The organism is Pseudomonas sp. B22129, from assembly GCF_044218875.1.
Classification (GTDB): Bacteria; Pseudomonadota; Gammaproteobacteria; order Pseudomonadales; family Pseudomonadaceae; genus Aquipseudomonas.
Genome location: NZ_CP162592.1, coordinates 2228894 through 2249530 on the forward strand (window position 1 = coordinate 2228894; position 20637 = coordinate 2249530).

Annotated in this window: 21 protein-coding genes; 7 read left to right on the plus strand and 14 right to left on the minus strand. The window is 61.1% G+C overall.

The genetic code is table 11. The annotated features are described in order from the left end of the window. Positions 1-8 precede the first annotated feature (8 nt). The 4 genes from AB4P94_RS10170 to AB4P94_RS10185 all read left to right on the plus strand — a co-directional run bounded on the left by AB4P94_RS10170 (position 9) and on the right by AB4P94_RS10185 (position 3034). Positions 9-290 carry a DUF493 domain-containing protein gene (locus AB4P94_RS10170; RefSeq protein ID WP_197626668.1) on the plus strand — a complete coding sequence of 94 codons (282 nt, stop codon included), beginning with the start codon at positions 9-11 and terminating at the stop codon, positions 288-290. Beyond that, a complete protein-coding gene (gene lipB / locus AB4P94_RS10175) occupies positions 290-937 on the plus strand; it encodes a lipoyl(octanoyl) transferase LipB (RefSeq protein WP_395610407.1) in 648 nt (215 codons plus the stop codon). Before AB4P94_RS10170 ends, lipB begins: the two co-directional genes overlap by 1 nt. Before the next feature lie 26 nt (positions 938-963). After that, on the plus strand, positions 964-1965 hold the full coding sequence (gene lipA / locus AB4P94_RS10180; protein WP_162493887.1) for a lipoyl synthase: 1002 nt from the start codon (positions 964-966) through the stop codon (positions 1963-1965). Positions 1966-2116: 151 nt separating this feature from the next. After that, positions 2117-3034: an LD-carboxypeptidase gene (locus tag AB4P94_RS10185; RefSeq protein WP_395610408.1), complete on the plus strand. Its 918-nt coding sequence runs from the start codon at positions 2117-2119 to the stop codon at positions 3032-3034. Positions 3035-3159: 125 nt separating this feature from the next. Here the strand turns inward: AB4P94_RS10185 and AB4P94_RS10190 are convergent, their stop codons facing one another. The 5 genes from AB4P94_RS10190 to leuS all read right to left on the minus strand — a co-directional run bounded on the left by AB4P94_RS10190 (position 3160) and on the right by leuS (position 9248). Next, positions 3160-4485: a lytic murein transglycosylase gene (locus tag AB4P94_RS10190; protein ID WP_395610409.1), complete on the minus strand. Its 1326-nt coding sequence runs from the start codon at positions 4483-4485 to the stop codon at positions 3160-3162. Positions 4486-4546: 61 nt separating this feature from the next. After that, positions 4547-4711 carry an alternative ribosome rescue factor ArfA gene (arfA, locus tag AB4P94_RS10195; RefSeq protein ID WP_003176285.1) on the minus strand — a complete coding sequence of 55 codons (165 nt, stop codon included), beginning with the start codon at positions 4709-4711 and terminating at the stop codon, positions 4547-4549. Between the two features lie 158 nt (positions 4712-4869). Beyond that, a complete protein-coding gene (gene holA, locus AB4P94_RS10200) occupies positions 4870-5907 on the minus strand; it encodes a DNA polymerase III subunit delta (protein ID WP_395610410.1) in 1038 nt (345 codons plus the stop codon). Between the two features lie 39 nt (positions 5908-5946). Beyond that, complete coding sequence (lptE, locus tag AB4P94_RS10205; protein WP_395610411.1) at positions 5947-6552, minus strand: LPS assembly lipoprotein LptE; 606 nt, start codon at positions 6550-6552, stop codon at positions 5947-5949. A gap of 89 nt (positions 6553-6641) precedes the next feature. Next, positions 6642-9248: a leucine--tRNA ligase gene (gene leuS / locus AB4P94_RS10210; protein ID WP_395610412.1), complete on the minus strand. Its 2607-nt coding sequence runs from the start codon at positions 9246-9248 to the stop codon at positions 6642-6644. Positions 9249-9510: 262 nt separating this feature from the next. Here leuS and AB4P94_RS10215 point away from each other — a divergent pair, with 262 nt between their 5' ends. Together AB4P94_RS10215 and AB4P94_RS10220 are read left to right on the plus strand one after the other, a co-directional pair. Beyond that, complete coding sequence (locus tag AB4P94_RS10215; protein ID WP_395610413.1) at positions 9511-9828, plus strand: hypothetical protein; 318 nt, start codon at positions 9511-9513, stop codon at positions 9826-9828. A gap of 97 nt (positions 9829-9925) precedes the next feature. Further along, a complete protein-coding gene (locus AB4P94_RS10220; RefSeq protein WP_395610414.1) occupies positions 9926-10687 on the plus strand; it encodes a YdcF family protein in 762 nt (253 codons plus the stop codon). A 124-nt stretch (positions 10688-10811) separates the two neighbouring features. On the opposite strand, the gene lnt is transcribed toward AB4P94_RS10220, so the two are convergent. From lnt to miaB, 5 genes are all read right to left on the minus strand, one after another. Beyond that, positions 10812-12335 (minus strand): apolipoprotein N-acyltransferase, encoded by a 1524-nt coding sequence (lnt, locus tag AB4P94_RS10225; RefSeq protein ID WP_395610415.1) that lies wholly within the window; start codon positions 12333-12335, stop codon positions 10812-10814. A gap of 8 nt (positions 12336-12343) precedes the next feature. After that, positions 12344-13183, minus strand: coding sequence for an HlyC/CorC family transporter (locus AB4P94_RS10230; protein ID WP_015373027.1), 840 nt, complete (start codon positions 13181-13183; stop codon positions 12344-12346). A gap of 42 nt (positions 13184-13225) precedes the next feature. Continuing rightward, positions 13226-13684: an rRNA maturation RNase YbeY gene (ybeY, locus tag AB4P94_RS10235; RefSeq protein ID WP_078739265.1), complete on the minus strand. Its 459-nt coding sequence runs from the start codon at positions 13682-13684 to the stop codon at positions 13226-13228. Continuing rightward, positions 13677-14681, minus strand: coding sequence for a PhoH family protein (locus AB4P94_RS10240; protein WP_395610416.1), 1005 nt, complete (start codon positions 14679-14681; stop codon positions 13677-13679). Before AB4P94_RS10240 ends, ybeY begins: the two co-directional genes overlap by 8 nt. Before the next feature lie 219 nt (positions 14682-14900). Further along, entirely contained in the window at positions 14901-16229 is a 1329-nt protein-coding gene (gene miaB / locus AB4P94_RS10245; RefSeq protein WP_395610417.1) for a tRNA (N6-isopentenyl adenosine(37)-C2)-methylthiotransferase MiaB, read from the minus strand. A 131-nt stretch (positions 16230-16360) separates the two neighbouring features. Between miaB and AB4P94_RS10250 the strand changes: the two genes are divergently transcribed. Beyond that, the gene (locus AB4P94_RS10250) at positions 16361-16687 is read left to right on the plus strand and encodes a DUF1820 family protein (RefSeq protein WP_003194436.1); all 327 of its coding nucleotides are present in this window, start codon (positions 16361-16363) and stop codon (positions 16685-16687) included. Between the two features lie 174 nt (positions 16688-16861). Here the strand turns inward: AB4P94_RS10250 and AB4P94_RS10255 are convergent, their stop codons facing one another. The 4 genes from AB4P94_RS10255 to AB4P94_RS10270 form a co-directional block, all read right to left on the minus strand. Further along, positions 16862-17416 (minus strand): tetratricopeptide repeat protein, encoded by a 555-nt coding sequence (locus AB4P94_RS10255; RefSeq protein WP_395610418.1) that lies wholly within the window; start codon positions 17414-17416, stop codon positions 16862-16864. Positions 17417-17641: 225 nt separating this feature from the next. Next, on the minus strand, positions 17642-18925 hold the full coding sequence (gene hemL, locus AB4P94_RS10260; RefSeq protein ID WP_395610419.1) for a glutamate-1-semialdehyde 2,1-aminomutase: 1284 nt from the start codon (positions 18923-18925) through the stop codon (positions 17642-17644). A gap of 17 nt (positions 18926-18942) precedes the next feature. Beyond that, positions 18943-19566, minus strand: a complete 624-nt coding sequence (gene thiE / locus AB4P94_RS10265) for a thiamine phosphate synthase (RefSeq protein ID WP_395610420.1) — start codon at positions 19564-19566, stop codon at positions 18943-18945. A gap of 49 nt (positions 19567-19615) precedes the next feature. Next, entirely contained in the window at positions 19616-20413 is a 798-nt protein-coding gene (locus AB4P94_RS10270; RefSeq protein ID WP_395610421.1) for a hydroxymethylpyrimidine/phosphomethylpyrimidine kinase, read from the minus strand. Positions 20414-20637 lie beyond the last annotated feature (224 nt).

The following is a 20637-nucleotide window of genomic DNA, read 5'->3' on the forward strand; positions in this document are numbered from 1 at the left end:
GTTACGCCATGACCGATAAAGAAGCAGAAGTAAAGGCGCCAAAGATCGAATTCCCGAACGTGGACTATCCCGTCAAGGTGATCAGCGATACCGGTGTTGGCAACAAGGACAAGATTCTCGAGATCGTGCGCAAGCACGCAACGATCAATGACAACCGTGTGGATGAACGTTTGAGCTCCAACGGGAAATACACCACGATCCAGTTGCACATCGTTGCGACCGGTCAAGACCAGCTCTACGACATCAACAGCGAACTGCGGGCCACCGGCTTCGTGCACATGGTGCTGTGATGTCTCAGGTTCTGGGCTTTCGCGAGCTCGGCCAGATGGCCTACGAGCCCGTCTGGCATGCCATGCAGCGTTTCACCAATGAACGCGGCAGCTCGGCCCCCGATGAAATCTGGCTGGTGGAACACCCGCCGGTGTTCACCCAGGGCCAGGCCGGCAAGGCTGAACATTTGCTGCTGCCGGGTGATATTCCGGTGGTGCAGGTCGACCGAGGTGGCCAAGTGACTTACCATGGCCCCGGTCAGCTTGTCGCGTATCTCTTGCTGGACGTGCGCAAGCTGGGTTTCGGCGTACGCGACCTGGTGAGCCGCATGGAGGCTTGCCTGATTGAGCTGTTGGCCAGTTACGGCGTGACCGCCGCGGCCAAGCCTGATGCACCCGGTGTGTATGTGGGCGGCGCGAAAATCGCCTCGTTGGGTTTGCGCATCCGCCACGGCTGTTCCTTTCACGGCCTGGCCTTGAATGTGGACATGGACCTGGCGCCGTTTCGGCGGATCAACCCGTGTGGCTATGCCGGGTTGGCGATGACTCAATTGAGCGACCACGCCACACCGATTAAATTTGCCGAGGTAAGTGCCCGGCTGCGCGCGCAGCTCGTCAAACACCTCGACTATGCTGAGCAGACGACCCTCACGGGCGGAATCGACTGATTATGACTACTGATGCAGTGCAAACCATGATCCCGACGGTGGACGTTACCGACCGTCCGGCCCCGGCCCCGCGTGCCAAGGTGGAAGCCGGCGTCAAGCTGCGCGGCGCCGAAAAAGTTGCACGCATCCCGGTGAAGATCATTCCGACCACCGAATTGCCGAAGAAGCCTGACTGGATCCGCGTGCGCATCCCGGTTTCGCCGGAAGTCGACCGTATCAAGGCCCTGCTGCGTAAACACAAGCTGCACAGCGTGTGCGAAGAAGCCTCCTGCCCGAACCTGGGTGAATGCTTCTCCGGCGGCACCGCCACCTTCATGATCATGGGTGACATCTGCACCCGTCGTTGCCCGTTCTGCGACGTCGGCCACGGCCGGCCGAAGCCACTGGACGTCAACGAGCCGGAAAGCCTGGCTATCGCCATCGCCGACCTGAAACTCAAATACGTGGTGATCACCTCGGTAGACCGCGACGACCTGCGTGACGGCGGCGCCCAGCACTTTGCCGACTGCATCCGCGAGATCCGCAAGCTGTCGCCGAACGTGATGCTCGAAACGCTCGTGCCGGACTACCGTGGCCGTATGGACGTGGCGCTGGAAATCACCGCCGCCGAGCCGCCGGATGTGTTCAACCACAACCTGGAAACCGTGCCACGCCTGTACAAGGCGGCGCGTCCGGGTTCGGACTACCAGTGGTCGCTGACTCTGCTGCAGAAATTCAAGCAGATGATGCCGCACATTCCGACCAAGTCCGGCTTGATGCTGGGCCTGGGCGAGACCGACGAAGAAGTCATCGAAGTCATGAAGCGCATGCGCGAGCACGACATCGACATGCTGACCCTCGGCCAGTACCTGCAACCGTCCCGCAGCCACTTGCCGGTGCAGCGTTTCGTGCACCCGGACACCTTTGCCTGGTTCGCCGAGGAAGGGTACAAGATGGGCTTCAAGAACGTGGCATCGGGCCCGTTGGTACGTTCCTCGTACCACGCTGACGAGCAGGCCAAGCTGGTCAAGGCGAGCCTGGTTTCGTAACAGAGGCTTGGACAACGCCGCTTATCCAATGTGGGAGCGGGCTTGCTCGCGAAGGCGGTGTTTCAGTCACCTGTTTAGTTGACTGACACTCCGCCTTCGCGAGCAAGCCCGCTCCCACATTTCGTTTTGTATCAGTCAAGGAGAGATGTGGATGACTGCTGCAGTACCTGCCCTCCGTAGCGAAGGCACCATCGGCCTCATCGCCCCCGCCGGCCCCGCCGCGCTGGACATTGAAAAAGCCGGCCAATGGATGCGCGCCCGTGGCTTCGAGTTGCGCATCTTCCCCGGCGTTTACGAGCGCGACGGCTACCTCGCCGGCAGCGATGACGTGCGTTTGCGTGACCTGCACGCGGCCTTCGCCGACCCTGAAATCGACGCCATTTTCTGCCTGCGTGGCGGCTACGGTACGCCACGCTTGCTCGATCGCCTGGACTTCGACCTGTTGCGCGCCAATCCGAAGCCGTTCGTGGGTTATAGCGACATTACCGCGTTGCATCTTGCCATCAGCCGGTACGCGGGTTTTGTAACGTTCCACGGGCCGATGCTCAGCGCTGACCTGCTCGGCGAAAAGCAGCCACCCACCGAATCATCACTGCTCAGTATGCTGCGTGGCGACCTTTGCGCCGGCAGTGAGCTGACGCACCCCGTAGCCTACCCGTTGACGACCATCGAGCCGGGCATCGCGTGTGGGCGCTTGCTGGGCGGCAACCTGTCGATGATTGCGGCGGTGATGGGCACGGCGTACGAGATTGACGCAGAGGGCATCATTCTGCTGATCGAGGACGTCAACGAGCCGATCTACCGTATCGACCGTTTGCTGACCCATCTGCGGCTGGCAGGCAAGCTGGCTCAGGTTGCCGGTGTGTTGGTGGGGGATGTGGCGGGTGTGGACAAAGTGGCGCTGGAGCGGCTGCTCAAACAGACCTTCGAACCGTTGCTTATTCCGGTGTTGGCGGGGTGGCGCAGTGGGCATTGCGACCCGAACCTGACGCTGCCGATGGGCGCGCTGGTACGGCTGGATGCGGGGGAACAGCGGTTGGTGTTGGAGCAGGATGTGGTCTTTAAATAGATATTGCCTGTGAAGCCGCCTTCGCGAGCAAGCCCGCTCCCACATTCGACCGCATTCCAAAGGATGTACTCGGTTAAATGTGGGAGCGGGCTTGCTCGCGAAGACGGTAGCCGCCATCAGCAGATCTAGCGGTTTTGCAACGATTCCAGCAACTTCACCGTCGGATACCCATCCGCCGGCCAGCCCAGCGCTTGCTGCGCCGCACGAATCGCCTTGCGCGTATTCGCACCAATAATTCCGTCGGGGTTACCCGCGTCATAGCCCTTGGCGCTGAGTGCCGTTTGCAGGTCAATGCGCTGTGAACGGCTCAGCGGCAGCTCATCCGTTGGCCAATCGCCACGAATCACACCACCGCCACCGAACCGCTCCGACAGCAGGCCCACCGCCAGTGCGTAGGACGACGAGTTGTTGTACTTGAGGATCGCACGGAAGTTATCCAGCACCAGGAACGCCGGGCCACGGTAGCCGGCCGGCAGCAGCAGGGCGGCGGAGAGCTGGTTGACGTTCGGTGGCATGCTGGCGCCAGGCGGCAGCTGGATGCCGAGGCTCATCCACTCAGCGACAGTTTTGCGCACATCACCGTCGGCCAGTGCGTAGTCGAAATTCGACGGCAGTTGCTGCACCTCGAAGCCCCAGGGCTGGCCTTTCTGCCAGCCAGAGCTTTGCAGGTAGTGCGCCGTGGAGGCGAGGGCGTCAGCCGGGCTGTTCCAGATATCGCGGCGGCCGTCGCCATCGAAGTCGACGGCGTGGGTGTTGTAGGTGGTCGGGATGAACTGGGTCTGGCCCATGGCGCCGGCCCAGGAGCCTTTCATCTGATCAGCCTGGATATCGCCGTGCTGGATGATCTGCAGTGCCGCCAGCAGTTGCGCCTGGGCAAATGCCGGGCGACGGCCTTCATAGGCCAGAGTCGCCAGGGAGCGGATCACTGAATTATTGCCCTGGAACTGGCCGAAGTTGCTTTCCATGCCCCAGACCGAGACCAGCGCCTGGCGGTCGACGCCATAGCGTTGCTCGATGCTTTGCAGGATGTCGGCGTATTTGATCAGCAGTGCCTGGCCGTTGCGCACACGCACCGGCGACAGCGCGCCGTTGAGGTATTCCCACACCGGGCGGGAAAACTCCGGCTGGCTGCGGTCGGCGCGGATCACTGCCATGTCGGGGGTGACATTGGCGAAGGCATTATCGAAGACGGCGGCGGTGATGCCGGCCTTCAGGGCTTCCACACGAAAGCCAGCCTGCCATTCGGCGAAGGTCTGGGTCGGTTGGATATCAAGGTTGTCCACCGCCAGAGGTGCAACCACGGCAGGCGCGACGGCCGGTGCGGTTTGCAGTTTCGGCAGGGGTTGAGCGTCCGCGGCGGTGGGTTTCTCCGCGCAGGCGACAAGCAGAATGAGGCTGGAGGCAGCGATCAATTGGCGAAAGTGCCAACGACGGGAAAGACTAGAGGGCATGCACAGGTCCAGGGATTACAAATCAGGTACAGACCTTATCATGCCGGAGGGGCGCTTGCCTTCAGGCGGCCAGAAAGTAAGAAGCCTCCCAGCTATTAGACTGGAAGGCTTCGCGGCGGTAGCTGCCTTTGCCCTTGCCGGCGCGTTCCTGACGGCTGCGGAACAGTGGCTGGGCGATGATGGATTTGGCCTTGTTGGGGCCATGCTTGGATGGCTTTTTGCTCATGCTGGGTACTCTCTGAAGGTGGGATGGAACGGTGCAAATCATCTGCCGAAGTGGCGCGGCTGTAAAGCCCGGCGCGGTGTAGGAAAGGTGCACGATCAAAATGTGGGAGCGGGCTTGCTCGCTCCCACATTGGAGTTGTGGTGGTTTTGAGGGCGAGGTTATTCAGCGGGGAGCGTCAGGCGCTGACCCGCCATCAACAGCGACAAACGGCTCAAGCTCATCCACGGCGAACCCGCCGCCTGGCCCTTGATCTGCGCATCAATGCGTTGCGCCTCCAGCAGCAGCTGCGCCCAGCGTTGCGCCGAGTGCCGTTGCAGGGCTTTGCTCATCAGGGGTTTGCGCTTGTCCCACACGGGCGGCCTGGCTTGGCTGAAGGCTTTGTCCAGTGGAATGCCCTGGCTGTATTGCAAGGCAATATTGGCCAGCACTCGCAACTCCCGGGCCAGGGCCCAGAGAATCACCGGAGGCTCCACGCCTTCGCCGCGCAGCCCTTCAAGCATGCGCAGCGCATGCGCAGGTTCGCCATTGAGAATCGCATCCACCAGCCCGAACACATCAAAACGCGCACTGTCGGCCACCGCGCCTTGCACGGTTTCGACGGTGATCTGCCCGTCTTCGGCCATCAGCTTGAGTTTTTCGATCTCCTGGGCGGCGGCAAGCAGGTTGCCTTCGACCCGTGCGGCGATCAGCTCCACGGCATCTTGCGTCGCCGACAGCCCCGATTGTGACAGCCGTTGACGAATCCACTGCGGCAACTGGTTGCTGTCCACCGGCCAGATCTGGATGAACTGGGTTTGCGGCCCTTCCACCAGCGCCTTGCCCCACTTGGTCTTTTGCGCGCTGCCGTCGAGCTTGGGCAGGCTGACCAGCAATACCGTGTCTTCGGCAGGTCGCGAACAGTATTCCATCAGCGCCGCCGCGCCCTTGTCGCCGGGCTTGCCCGAAGGCAAGCGCAGTTCCAACAGGCGTTTTTCAGCGAACAGCGACATGCTCGCACCGGCTTGCAGCAGCGTGCCCCAGTCGAAACTGGCGTCAGCGCTGAATACCTGGCGTTCATCGAAGCCTTGCTGGCGCGCGGCGCTGCGAATGGCGTCCGCCGCTTCCTGGCACAGCAGCGGGTCATCACCGCTGACGATATAGACAGGCGCAAGGCCACCTTGCAGGTGCTTGGCGAGTTGGGCGGGGGCGAGTTTCATAGGCGGGGCAAACGGGGCGCCTGGGGCGCCCCGTCTGGCTTACTCGACTGGCACTTCAACAGGCGATTGTTTCGGCGTGTTGTCTTCGTACTCTTGCGCGGCTTTCAGGGCGTCGGCGTCGGCTTTGGCCTTGTTGTCAGCGGTCTGTTGCAGGGCTTCGAGTTTTTCAGGCGTCAGCTGCTGCAGACGGGTCATCATGCGCTGGACCAGCTCGCGACGCATTTCCTTGCGAGCCTGGGTGATTTCCGAGTCGGAACCTACCAGGTTGTTACCGTCGTGGCTCACGACCTTCTGCACTTCGACCTTGTCACCCATCAATGGCAACTGGTCGCGGCCGCGCAACTCGAAGACAAGCCTGGTGTTCAGCTCAATGTCCGATGCACGGCCGGCGCTGGCGAAGCTGACGTTACGCTGGGTATCCTGCTCGTCTGCCAGGAACAGTTTGTAGGTCGCGCCGGTGTAAACGTGCACGCCGCTGTTTTCCAGGGTCTGGCGAAGTTGCACCACGGTTTCGCCATAGGCGTTACGGGCGCTGAGGTCGAGTTCCTTGATGGCCAGCTCGTTGGTGCCGGTACCGCGCAGCTGGAAGCCGCAAGCGCTCAGCAGCACAGCGAGGCCCATCACCAGCAAATTGCGTTTGATCATTTTGTTGCTCCCCTTGAAACCATGTCGGCCTTATCGAGGCCCTAAAGGTTTAGTTCGGCGCAGGGCTCAAGCCCTGCGCCCGATCCGATTCAGCTGGCGACGATATTGACCAGTTTGCCAGGCACCACGATGACTTTGCGGATCGTCAGGCCTTCGGTAAAGCGCAGCACGTTCTCGTTGACCCGTGCGGCGGCTTCCACGTCTTCACGGCTGGCGCTGGCCGGCATGTCGATCTGGCCACGCAGTTTACCGTTAACCTGAATCACCAGTTGCAGCGTGTCCTGTACCAGGGCGCTGTCATCCTGCACCGGCCAGCCGGCGTCGATCACCGCGCCAGTGTGGCCCAGGCGGTTCCACAGGTCATGGCTGATGTGCGGCGTGATCGGCGCCAGCAGCAACACGACCGTTTCCAGGCCTTCCTGCACCAGCGCACGATCCTGTTCAGTCGCTTGCGGGGCTTTTTCCAGCACGTTCATCAGCGTCATCACCTGAGCGATGGCAGTGTTGAACTTGTGGTTCTGACCCACGTCCTGGCTGGCCTGGCGGATGGCCAGGTGCGTGCTGCGGCGAATGGCTTTCTGCTCGTCGCTCAAGGCTGCCACGTCCAGTTTGCCCGGCAGGCCCTGGCTGATATGGGCGTGGGCCAGGCGCCAGACGCGCTTGAGGAAACGGTGCGAGCCTTCAACGCCAGAGTCGGACCATTCGGCGCTCATGTCAGGCGGCGAGGCGAACATCATGAACAGGCGGCACGTGTCGGCGCCGAACTGATCGATCATCGACTGTGGGTCGACGCCGTTGTTCTTGGACTTGGCCATCTTCTCGGTGCCACCGATTTCTACCGGCAAGCCGTCGGCGATCAGCTTGGCGCTGATGACCTTGGCTTTGCTGTCGCGCTCAAGTTCGACGTCAGCCGGGTTGAACCAGGTGTAGGCGCCGTTGGCTTCGCGGCGATAGTAGGTCTCGGCGACCACCATGCCCTGGGTCAGCAGGTTCTTGAACGGCTCGTCGGAACTCACCAGGCCTTCGTCGCGCATCAGCTTGTGGAAGAAGCGCGCGTACAGCAGGTGAAGGATGGCGTGTTCGATGCCTCCGATGTACTGGTCCACCGGCAGCCAATGATCGGCTGCGGATTTTTCGACCAGGCCACCTTCATAGTGCGGCGAGGCGTAGCGGGCGTAGTACCACGACGACTCGACAAAGGTGTCCATGGTGTCGGTTTCACGCTTGGCCGGTGCGCCGCATTTCGGGCAAGCGCACTCGTAGAACTCGGGCATGCGCGCCAGTGGCGAGCCTGCGCCGTCCGGCACCACGTCTTCCGGCAGCACGACCGGCAGTTGATCCTCCGGCACCGGCACGTCACCGCAGGTTTCGCAGTGGATGATCGGGATCGGGCAGCCCCAGTAGCGCTGGCGGCTGATGCCCCAATCACGCAGGCGGAACTGGGTGCGCGAGGCACCGAGATTTTTCTTGATCAGCGCAACTTCAATAGCGTCGAAGGCGCCCTGGAAATCCAGGCCGTCGAACTCGCCGGAGTTGATCAGCTCGCCGTGCTCGCCGTAGGCGTCTTGCCACGGGGCCGGGTTAGTGTCACCCGAGCTGGTGCGTACCACGGATTTGATCGGCAGGCTGTACTTGGTGGCGAATTCGAAATCGCGCTCGTCGTGCGCCGGAACGGCCATTACTGCGCCATCGCCGTAGTGCATCAGCACGTAGTTGGCGACCCATACCGGCAGTTTCTCGCCGGTCAATGGATGTTCAACAAACAGCCCGGTCGGCAGGCCCTTTTTCTCCTGGGTGGCGACGTCGGCTTCGGCCACGCTGCCGCCTTTGCATTCGGCGATGAAGGCCGAAAGCTCTGGGTTGTTCTGTGCGGCCTGGGTGGCCAGCGGGTGTTCGGCGGCCACGGCGACGTAGGTCGCGCCCATCAAGGTATCCGGGCGGGTGGTGAAGACTTTGAGTGCGCCCGCTGCGCCGATCGAATCGACGTTGTACGGGAACTGCACTTCCATACCTTTGGATTTGCCGATCCAGTTACGTTGCATGGTCTTGACCTGTTCAGGCCAGCCCGGCAAATCGTCGAGGCTCGACAAGAGCTCATCCGCGTAGGCGGTGATCTTGAAGTAATACATCGGGATTTCGCGCTTTTCGATCAGCGCGCCGGAGCGCCAGCCGCGACCGTCGATCACTTGCTCGTTGGCCAGAACTGTCTGGTCCAGCGGGTCCCAGTTCACGGTGCCGCTCTTTTTGTAGATCACGCCTTTTTCGAACAGGCGAGTGAACAGCCATTGTTCCCAGCGGTAGTAATCCGGCTTGCAGGTGGTCACTTCGCGGGACCAGTCCACCGCCAGGCCCAGGCTGCGCAGCTGGGTCTTCATGTAGGCGATGTTTTCGTAGGTCCACTTGGCGGGGGCCACGTTGTTTTTCATCGCGGCGTTTTCTGCCGGCATGCCGAAGGCGTCCCAACCCATGGGTTGCAGGACGTTCTTGCCGAGCATGCGCTGGTAGCGGGAGATGACGTCGCCGATGGTGTAGTTACGCACGTGCCCCATGTGTAGCTTGCCGCTGGGGTAAGGGAACATCGATAGGCAGTAGTAAGTCTCCTTGCCTGGCTGTTCACTGACTTCAAAGGACTTTTGCTCGTCCCAGAAAGTTTGGGCGGCATTTTCTATTTCACGGGGCTGATATTGTTCGTGCATGGCTACTTTTGAACTGAATAGGGGTGGCCTAATCCTCTTCGGTGCAACGTTCAGGTCCATCGACACCAGAAAGCGGCGCGTCCGTGCCCAAACCCTGCGGGAAGTGGAGTTACAGGAAGCGCCGTAGCATACATGACCCCACTCTATCGAGGGAAACCCTGATTGCGCGGGCGAGGCCGTCTGTCGCGGCACCAGGCAGGTGCAGCCACGGGGGCTACGCTGTTTATTGGGGAGTGAGTCTTATCTTCAATGAGGTGAGGGGATGGTTGAATCGCAGCGAACTTTAACGAAACCGCAGTTGTACGAAGGACTGATCGACCGTTTGGGTCGTGCATTGGATGCAGCAAGAACCGCAGGCCGATTGCGTGATGAACGGCCTCTGGAGCTGGAGTTGCGAGGCTTGAGCCAGGCGGAGCTTGAATTGATCAAGTGCTACCTGGAGTTGAATGACCACCGCGCCTCTCATGGGCAGGCTTCCCCGCCGACCCAGGAGCCCTTGCGATCGGCCAAGGTAATCTGGCTGAAGGACGTGTCTGCGCGCCGCGGTCCCGAAAAATTTCGGGCCGTACGGTGCAAGTGAAGCACAGCATTATCCGTTGGCCTTCTCAAAAGGTGCTGGTAAAGATTGTCGCTAGACCGCGTTGCCTCTAGGCTTCGGGCATCTTTGGAGATGCCCGATGCCTTTTCGTTATTTCATTAAACAATTGCTCTTGCCGCCCGGCATTTTCTTGCTGCTGCTTGCGCTTGCCTGGTGGTTTCGTCGAAGCCGCCCGCGCCTGGCCGGGCTTTGCTTTGCCGTGGGGCTGGGCGGTATGTGGCTGATCAGCCTGCCGGTAGTGGTTCAATGGGGCGCGCATGCATTGGAAACCGAACCGCCGTTAACCCGTGAAGAGTGGGCCACTTTGGCGCAGCGGGCCGATGCGATTGTGGTGCTGGGCTCCGGGCGTGAGCGCGGTGACCCGGCGTGGGGCACGGATCAGCCCACAGGTGTCGGGCTGGAGCGCGAGCGTTATGCCGCGCGGCTGGCCAAGGCCTCCGGGTTGCCGGTGCTGACCAGCGGCGGCTTGCACTACGGCACGCCGCCCAGCGAGGCCGAATTGATGGCGGTGTCGATGCTCGATGACTTCGGCGTGAGCGTGCGCTGGAAGGAAGAACGCAGCCGTACCACCTGGGAAAACGCACAGATGAGCGCCGATATTCTGTTGCCTCAAGGTATCAAGCGCGTGGTGGTGGTGACCCAGGCCTGGCATATGCCGCGTGCGGTGTGGAGTTTTGAGAAGGTCGGTTTTACCGTGGTGCCAGGGCCGGTGGGTTTTTTGGGTGTGGACAATGCACGGCCATTGGGCGGCTGGATGCCGGAGTTTGTGTCGGTGTGGCGCAGTGGGCAGTTGATCAACGAGGCGGTGGGGCAGGTGGGTTACCGGTTGTTTTATCGATAACACCACAAATCAAAATGTGGGAGCGGGCTTGCTCGCGAATACGGTGGGTCAGTCAACATCTCTGGAGAATGACACCCCGCATTCGCGAGCAAGCCCGCTCCCACATGGGGTTTGTGGTTGGCGGTTAGACGGTTTTGGCCATCCGCCCCGCCAGCAACGCCCAGCCGAACAACCCCAGGCACACAATGATCAGCGGCCACGAGCGCCATTGCAGGTACGGCGTCAGGTTGTGCATTGGCACCACTTCGCCATACAGAATCCCGCGTTCGAACTGCGGAATCTGCTCGGTAATCTGCCCGAACGGGTTGATCAACCCGGTCACGCCATTGTTGGTGGCGCGGATCATCCAGCGGCCGGCTTCCAGCGCGCGCATCTGCGCCATCTGCAGGTGCTGCAGCGGGCCGATCGAGCGGCCGAACCAGGTGTCGTTGCTGATGGTCAGCAGCAAATCGCTCCGGGCCGACAGGCCGGCAGCGAACTCCGGGTACACCACTTCATAGCAAATGAACGGCGCAATCTGGTAGCCCTTGGCCTGCAGCATCGCCTGGTCGGCGGGGCCGCGAGCGAAGTCGGACATAGGCAGATCGAAGAAGGCAATCAGTCCGCGCAACATGTCCTGCAACGGTACGTACTCGCCGAACGGCACCAGCTTTTGCTTGAGGTAAGTGCCTTCTCCTTCGCCCACCACGGTGATGCCGTTGAAGTAACGCTTCTGGTGGTGCACGTCCTGGCGGATCGGTACGCCGGTGATCAGCGCGGTGTGCCGGTCAGCGGCGAACTTGCCCATCATGCCCAGATAGCCCTCGACGGACTCCTTGAGCACCGGCACGGCGGTTTCCGGCCACACCAGCAGGTCGACACGCTTGGAGCTGAAGCTCATGTCGCGGTACAGCGCCAACTGTGCGTTGAGCTGTTCCGGGTCCCACTTCATGCTTTGTTCGACGTTGCCCTGCACCGCCGCCACACTCAGTGGCGGGCCGGACGGGGAGGTCCAGGCGTGATGCTTGAGCGCCAGGCCAATCGCCCACGGCGCAACCAGCAGCACCAGACCCGCACCGATGAAGCCATTTCGCTTGCTCGCCAACAGGCGCGGCAGGTTGCACAGCACCGCAGCCGTCAGCGCCAGGGCAAAGGAAATCAGCCACATCCCGCCCAATGGCGCGAGGCCGGTCAGCGGGCCGTCGAGCTGGCTGTAACCGGAATATAGCCACGGGAAGCCGGTGAGGAACCACCCGCGAAACGCTTCCTGGCCCACCCACAATGCCGCGAAGGTCAGCGCATCGGCCAGCGGCGCTTCATTGCGCCGCAGCCAGCGCGCCCATAGCCAGGCGGGCAGGGCGAAGAATAGGGCAATCGCAGCCGTAAACAGCAGCATCAGGAAACCCGCCAGCAGCACCGAAGCGCCGCCGAAGTGGTGGATGCTGTAGTAGATCCAACTGGTGCCGGCGCCAAACAGGCCGAAACCGAAGCACCAGCCACGGCCCAGGGCCTGGCGTGGCGTCAGCTCCCGCAGCCCGACATAGAACAACCCGACGGCCACCAGCGCAAACGGCCACAGATCGAACGGCGCCAGCGCCAGGGTGGTGATGGCGCCGGCCACCACGGCCAGCAAGTTACCGGGCCAGCCGGGTGCGATCAAACGGCGCATTTCAGTCCTTAACGGGCAATAGGTGTCAGGCGAATCAGATGAATCCGGCGACTATCGGCATTCAGAATGCGGAAGCGATACGCGCCAATTTCGGTGGTTTCGTTGCGTTTCGGCAGATGGCCAAATGCACTCATCACCAAACCGCCGACGGTGTCGAACTCATCGTCGGAGAATTCGCTGTCGAAGAACTCGTTGAAATTCTCGATCGGCGTCAGTGCTTTCACCAAAAAGTCACCGCTCGGCAGTGGTTTGATGTAGCTGTCTTCTTCAACGTCATGCTCGTCTTCGATGTCGCCGACGATCTGTTCCAGCACGTCTTCGATGGTGACAAGACCGGCTACGCCGCCGTATTCGTCGATCACAATGGCCATGTGATTGTGGTTGGCGCGGAATTCGCGCAGCAGCACATTCAGGCGCTTGGATTCAGGCACGAAGGTGGCCGGGCGCAGCAAATCCTTGATGTTGAAGTTGTCGCCGTTCTCTTTGAGGATCAGCGGCAACAGGTCCTTGGCCAACAGGACACCCATGACGTCGTCATGGCTTTCACCGATCACCGGGTAGCGCGAGTGCGCCGAGTCGATCACGGCCGGGAGGAATTCCCGAGGGGTCTGGGTCGCCTTGATGCTGATCATCTGCGAGCGCGGGACCATGATGTCCCGCACTTGCAGGTCAGCCACCTGGATGGCGCCTTCGACGATGGCCAGCGCTTCGCTGTCCAGCAACTTGTTCTGATGGGCCTCGCGCAGCAGCTCCAGCAGCTCCTGGCGGTTTTTCGGCTCGTGGGCAAAAGCCTGGGTCAGTTTACCCAGCCATGACTTCTGCCCGTTGCTCGATCGGTCTTCGCTCATAGCGATTACTCTAAATCCTTTGTTGTTTCAGTTGAGTGTTGATCAGTTTTCGTCATCTGCATAAGGGTCAGGGTGACCCAATTCAGCAAGCAACGTTTGTTCCAGAGTTTCCATTTCCTCGGCTTCGTCATCGTCTATATGGTCGTAACCCAAGAGATGCAAGCAGCCGTGGATGACTAGATGGGCCCAATGGGCCTCAAGTTCCTTGCCTTGTTCCTTTGCTTCGCGCTCCACCACCGCGACGCAGATCACCAGATCGCCCAGCAGCGGGATATCCAGTAACTCATCCGGTACGTCGGCGGGGAAGGACAGCACGTTGGTCGCGTAGTCCTTTTGGCGCCAGGTGTGATTCAGTTCACGGCCTTCGGGCTCGTCGACCAGGCGAATGGTCAGCTCCGAGTCGGCGGTGCGCTGGCGCAGGGCCAGAGCGCACCATTGACGGAACTGTTCTTCAGTAGGGGCGGGCGCTTCGGTGGCCAGCTGCAGGTCTAGCTCAAGCATTGTGGCGGGCGTCCTTGGACAAACCATCGTCACGGTGTTCGAAGCGCTCGTAGGCTTCGACAATGCGCTGCACCAACGGGTGGCGCACCACGTCCTTGGGCGAGAAGTGCGTGAAGCTGATACCCGGCACGTCCTTGAGCACTTCAATCACATGGCTCAAGCCCGACTTGGTGCCCTTGGGCAGGTCAACCTGGGTAATGTCGCCGGTGATAATGGCCGTGGAGCCAAACCCGATGCGGGTCAGGAACATCTTCATCTGCTCGACCGTGGTGTTCTGGCTTTCGTCGAGGATGATGAAACTGTTGCTCAAGGTGCGGCCGCGCATGTAGGCCAGCGGGGCGATCTCGATCACCTGGCGCTCGATCAGCTTGGCCACGTACTCAAAGCCAAGCATCTCGTAAAGCGCGTCGTAGAGCGGACGCAGGTACGGGTCGATCTTCTGGGCGAGGTCGCCAGGCAGGAAGCCGAGCTTTTCGCCCGCTTCGACCGCCGGGCGCACCAGCAGGATGCGGCGCACTTGCTCGCGCTCCAGGGCATCCACTGCACAGGCGACAGCCAGGTAGGTTTTGCCGGTACCGGCGGGGCCGATGCCGAAATTGATGTCGTTACCGAGGATTGCCTTGACGTACTTCTGCTGATTCAAGCCCTTTGGGCGAATCATGCCTTTTTTGGTACGCAGGGCCACGCTGGCTTCGGCCACAGGGTTGTTGGCCAGGTCTTCCACCGCCGATTCCTGCAAATACAGGTGCACGGTTTCCGGCGACAGCTCACTGCCCTTGGTTTCGCGGTAGAGACGGCGCAGCAGGTTTTCTGCCGATTTTGTGGGCTGGGTTTCACCGATGAGCTCGAACTGATTGCCGCGGTTGCGGATCTCGATGCCCAGGCGTTGTTCGATCAGGCGCAGGTGCTCGTCGAACTGTCCGCACAGGTTGGCGAAACGGCGAGCCTCAAACGGCTCGAGGATAAAACGATGGGGTTCTGCGATGGGTGCGTTCAAGGTCGCTTTTAGCCGCCCTTTGGCTGTTGAGGTGAAAGAGAGGATAACGCCAGTGGCGCGGGTACGAAAGCACTTACGTCATCGGAATGTTGCGCGGTCTAAATGTGGGAGCGGGCTTGCTCGCGAAGGCGTTGGGTCAGCCAATACATACATCGACTGAATCGCCGCCTTCGCGAGCAAGCCCGCTCCCACATTTTGATCTTCATCAAGTCAACCTGATCAGTTAACCAGCGAGCCGCGCAGTGAGTGCGGCTGGGCCGCATCGATGTGCACATCGGCAAACTGACCGATCAACGTTGGATTATCGCAGCGGAAATTGACGATTCGGTTGTTCTCGGTACGGCCTTGCAGCTCGCCCGGGTCTTTTTTCGAATAATCGGTGACCAGAATGCGCTGAATCGAACCGACCATTTGTCGGCTGATTTCGAACCCTTGCTGATTCAAGCGATGTTGCAGCGCGTTCAAACGTTCTTTTTTCAGCGCTTCCGGCGTTTCATCCAGCAGGTCGGCAGCCGGGGTGCCCGGGCGTTGGCTATAAACGAAGGAGTACGAGAAGTCGAAACCAACGTCCTCGATCAGCTTCATCGTTTGTTCGAAATCTTTCTCGGTCTCCCCGGGGAAACCGACAATAAAGTCCGAACTGATGCAAATGCCCGGCACCGCCGCACGCAGCTTGCGCAGCTTGGATTTGTATTCCAGGGCCGTGTGGTTGCGCTTCATCGCCGAGAGAATGCGGTCAGAGCCCGACTGCACCGGCAAGTGCAGGTGCTTGACCAGCTCCGGCACGTCGGCGTGGGCCTGGATCAGGCTGTCGGAGAACTCCAGCGGGTGCGAGGTGGTGTAGCGAATGCGTTCGATGCCATCCACGGCGGCGACCACACGGATCAGCTCCGCCAGGTCAGCCAACCGGCCGTCTTCGGTCTGGCCGCGATAGCCGTTGACGTTCTGGCCCAGCAGGGTGACTTCGCGCACGCCGTTTTCGGCCAAGTGGATGATTTCCGCCAGCACGTCATCAAACGGCCGGCTGACCTCTTCGCCCCGGGTGTAAGGCACCACGCAGAAGGTGCAGTACTTGCTGCAGCCTTCCATCACCGACACATAAGCACTTGGCCCGTCGATGCGGGGCTCTGGCAAGTGGTCGAATTTTTCGATTTCCGGGAACGAGACGTCAACCTGCGGCAGCTTGGTGATGCGCGCGGCGTCAATCATTTCCGGCAGACGGTGCAGGGTTTGCGGGCCGAAAACCACGTCGACATAGGGGGCGCGGTCGCGGATGGCGGCGCCTTCCTGGCTGGCCACGCACCCGCCGACGGCGATCACCATGTCCGGGTTGGCCAGTTTCAATTCACGCCAGCGGCCCAGCTGGGAGTACACACGGTCCTGGGCCCGTTCGCGGATCGAGCAGGTATTGAGCAGGATCACGTCGGCATCTTCGGCGCGGGCGGTGACTTCCAGGGCCTGGTGTTCGCCCAGCAAGTCGACCATGCGCGAGCTGTCGTACTCGTTCATTTGGCAACCGTGGGTTTCGATATAAAGCTTCTTGGCCATGGGAATCGTCAACTGGTGGTAAAGAACCGCGCATTATAGGGGGCATGCCCATTGGTTCCTAGCGTTGTGCATCGGGTGCCATGCTATAGTTCGCGCCCTCTTTTATATCCCCGATGTGTTATCCGCCCACCATGACCAAACGTGAAGCTCCAATCTACAAGGTGATTTTCCTCAACCAGGGCCAGGTGTTCGAAATGTACGCCAAGCAGATCTATCAAAGTGATCTGTGGGGCTTCCTGGAAGTGGAAGAGTTCGTCTTTGGCGAGCGCACCCAACTGGTCGTGGACCCGGGCGAGGAAAAACTCAAGGCTCAGTTCGAAGGCGTGGTGCGCAGTTTTGTGCCGATGCATTCGATCGTGCGCATCGACGAAGTGGAGCGCTTGGGCACGCCGAAAATCAGCGAGGCGCGTGGCACCAGCAATGTGATGCCGTTTCCGATGCCGATGCCTGAGAAGTAGGGCTCAAGAGCCTGTGGTAAGAGGGCTTTTGTGGTGAGCGGGCTTGCCCCGCGCTGGGTGGCGAAGCCACCCCAAACCAGCCGCTTAAATTTACCTGAAACACCGCAGCGGTCCGATTGGGGCGGCTTCGCCACCCAGCGCGGGGCAAGCCCGCTCACTACAGGTCCCGCGGGATCAGGGCAGGGGAGAGAAGGGCGAACGCCCATCGGCACTCTGCAATTCCTGCAAATAATTGCGGAAAATCTGCCCCAGCACTTGGGTCGCCACTTCCAGCTCATCACGCTGCATGTGCTCGGCCACTTCGTCAGCCGTATCCAGCGCGTCTTCAGCACCATTCACCGCCGCCATTTTCAGCACGATGTACGCCTGCACGTTGTTGGCCGGCACGCCTTCGCCTTTGAAGAACATGTTGCCCAGCTGGAATTGTGCCTGGGCGTGGCCCTGCAACGAGGCTTTCTCGAAATAGCTCAAGGCTTGGTTGAGGTCGCGGGCGGGGTTTTTGCTGTCGTGGAAGTACTCACCCAACTCGTATTGCGCCTGCGCATCCCCGCCGTCGGCCTGTTTCTGGCACGCGCTCAGGGCTTCGGCCTGGCTGTCTGGCTGGGTATTGAGGGTGCAACGACCCATCGCTGGGATTAACAACGAGTTGCCGCCTGCTTGTGCATGTGCCAGCAGCGGCTGAAGGAGCAACAGGCAGCCCAGAACCAGGGTGCGGCCGGTGCGTTTCATGGGAATCGACTTACCTCTGACGGGGCACGCGGACCCTCGGGGAGTCCAATAAGCGCGCATTATGAAATAAGCAGGCCCCTGCTTACAAAGTCTTTACTCGTTTTTCTGCTGCATGGGCAAGTTATCTGCCGGATTGCAGGTGATTTCTCGAAAAATGCAGGAAATATCTGTAAGCAAAGTAGCAAATTCTGACGCCGCCAAGGGCGGCGTCAGAATCAGTGCCCCTTATTTCAGGGCCGCGAAGGCGCGCTCGGCAGCATCCAGGGTCAGTTTCAGCTCGGCTTCGCCATGGGCGATCGAGGTAAAACCGGCTTCGAACGCGCTGGGTGCCAGGTACACGCCGCCTTCCAGCATCAGGTGGAAGAAGCGCTTGAACAGATCGGCATCGCTGCTCATCACGTCATCAAAGGTAACGATATCGTCGGCGCCGCTGAAGTACAGGCCGAACATGCCGCCCGCTTGAGTGGTGACAAACGGAATGCCCGCAGCATCGGCACGTTGTTGCAGGCCGTCGAGCAGGCGGGTGGTGTAGTCAGTCAGCTCGGCGTGAAAGCCCGGGCGGCTGATCAGGCGCAGGGTGGTCAGGCCGGCGGCCATGGCCAACGGGTTACCCGACAAGGTACCTGCCTGGTACACCGGGCCCAGCGGCGCGATGTGCTGCATGATTTCACGCTTGCCGCCAAAGCAGCCCACCGGCATGCCGCCGCCGATGATCTTGCCGAACGTGCTCAGGTCCGGTGTGACGCCGTAGTGCGCCTGGGCGCCGCCGAGGGCGACGCGGAAACCGGTCATCACTTCGTCGAAAATCAGCACTACGCCGTGCTTGTCGCACTGCTCGCGCAGGCCTTCAAGAAAGCCCGGTGCCGGTGGCACGCAGTTCATGTTGCCCGCTACCGGTTCGACGATGATGCATGCCACCTCCTGGCCCACTTCATTGAGCATCTGCTCGACGGCAGCGATGTCGTTGAATGGCAGGGTCAGGGTGTGTTTGGCAAAGGCTGCCGGCACACCGGCCGAGCTTGGCACGCCTTGGGTCAACGCACCGGAACCGGCTTTCACCAGCAGGCTGTCGGAGTGGCCGTGATAGCAGCCTTCGAATTTGATGATGCTGTCGCGGCCAGTGAAGCCACGGGCCAGGCGGATCGCACTCATGGTGGCTTCGGTGCCGGAGCTGACCATGCGCACCATTTCCATCGATGGCACGATCGAGCAGACCAGGTCGGCCATCTCGGTTTCCATGGCGGTCGGTGCGCCATAGGACAAGCCGTGCTGCAATTGCTGGCGCACGGCGTCCAGCACGTCCGGGTGGCTGTGGCCGAGGATCATCGGGCCCCAGGAACCTACGTAGTCCACATAACGTTTGTCATCTTCATCGGTGACGTAGGCGCCTTCGGCATGCTTGAAGAACAGCGGCGTGCCGCCCACGCTCTTGAATGCACGCACGGGGGAGTTCACACCGCCGGGGATGTGTTTCTGGGCATTGGCAAACAGTGTTTCGGAACGGGACATGGTGGGGCTCTCTTAAATCAAATCTTGAGTAGGGCGTTGAACGCGCGGGCGCGGCGGGTGACTTCCTGGGTGCTATCGGCACCGAACAGGCCGTGCACCACAGCGAGCAGGTCGGCGCCGTGGGCCACCAGCGGTTCAGCGTTTTCCAGGGTCACGCCGCCGATCACGCAGAGGGGCAACTGCAACCGTGTGCGGGCTTCAGCCAGCATGTCGACGGTGGCGGCGGGTGCGCCGGGCTTGGTATTGGAATTGAAGAAGCGGCCGAAGGCGACGTAGCTGGCGCCTTCTTTGGCGGCCTGCTCGGCCAGTTCGATCTGGCTGTGGCAGGTGGCGCCGATGATGGCCTTGGAACCGAGCAGCGCACGGGCCGGGGTCAGTGGGCCATCGGTCTGGCCCAGGTGCACGCCGACGCCCAGGCGTGCGGCCAGTTCGGCGTCATCATTGATGATCAACTGAGTCTTGTAGCGCGAGCACAGCTCGCGCAGCTTTTCGGCTTCGCGCAGGCGGCGGGCCTCGTCGCTGCTTTTGTCGCGGTATTGCAGCAGGGTCACGCCGCCATCCAGCGCCGCTTCGACGTAGGCGAGAAATTTGCCGGCCAACAGTTGGCTGTCGGTGATGGCGTAAAGGCCACGTAGTTTCATCGGGCAAGCCCCTTGCTGTTGAAGGCAGACAGTGACTAAAGGCAAACGGTTACGAGCAGAAATCCAGCGGCAAACGGCGCGGCACGAACTGGCCCTGGCCTAGCTGTTCGGCGTCACGCAGGGTGCGCCACGTGTAGTTGAGTGCCGTTTGCACGGCGCTCACCAACCCTTCGCCTTGAGCGATGCGGCCAGCCAGCGCACTGGCCAGCGTGCAGCCCGAACCATGATAGCTGCCCGGCAAGCGCTGGCAGGTGAAGGTCTGCTGCGTGCCGTCGCGGCTATAGAGGCGGTTGTGCACTTCATGCTCGTCGCCATGGCCGCCGGTGATCAACAGGTGTTTGATAAACGGCAATAGCTTTTCGGCGCATTCGTCCGCCGTACCTTGCGGTAACTCAGCGAGGATGCGTGCTTCCGGCAAGTTGGGCGTGGCAATCAGCGACAACGGCAGCAGCCGCTCGCGCATGGCGTAGCCGACTTCATCCTTGCCCAGGCTGCCACCGCCGCCGGCACGCAGTACCGGGTCGCACACCACCGGCAGGTGCGGGTGCGCCTGCAGCAGTTCGACCACGGTGTCGACCATTGCGGTGGAGCCGAGCATGCCCAGCTTGACCGCCGCGACTTCGGAATCACCGAGCACCGCATTGGCCTGGGCCAGCACCCACTCACGGTCGAGCACGCGGAAATCGCTGACATTGACGGTGTTCTGCACGGTCAGGGCGGTGACGGCCGGGGCCGCATGACAGCCTTGGGCGAGCAGGGCTTCGATATCTGCCTGCAAGCCGGCGCCACCACTGGGGTCGTGGCCGGAGAGACAGAGGACAACGGGGCGAGAGCTGTAGATATTCATGGTGCGCGAGCTTACCACCAAACGCTTTTGGCGTGGCTGCCTGGCTCGAGGGGAATTTTGTGCGCGCAAGTGGCCGGTTTGGCAGGTTTTGCCTGTGCAGATTGTTGCGTAAAAAAGCGTTGAAAGTGCCGTGCTAGAGCCTTTGGGAAATTTATTTCAATGGTGTCCAATGGCCTGTACCGGCTATGCTAGAGTGGATCCAAACAACTTACTGTATCGCCGGT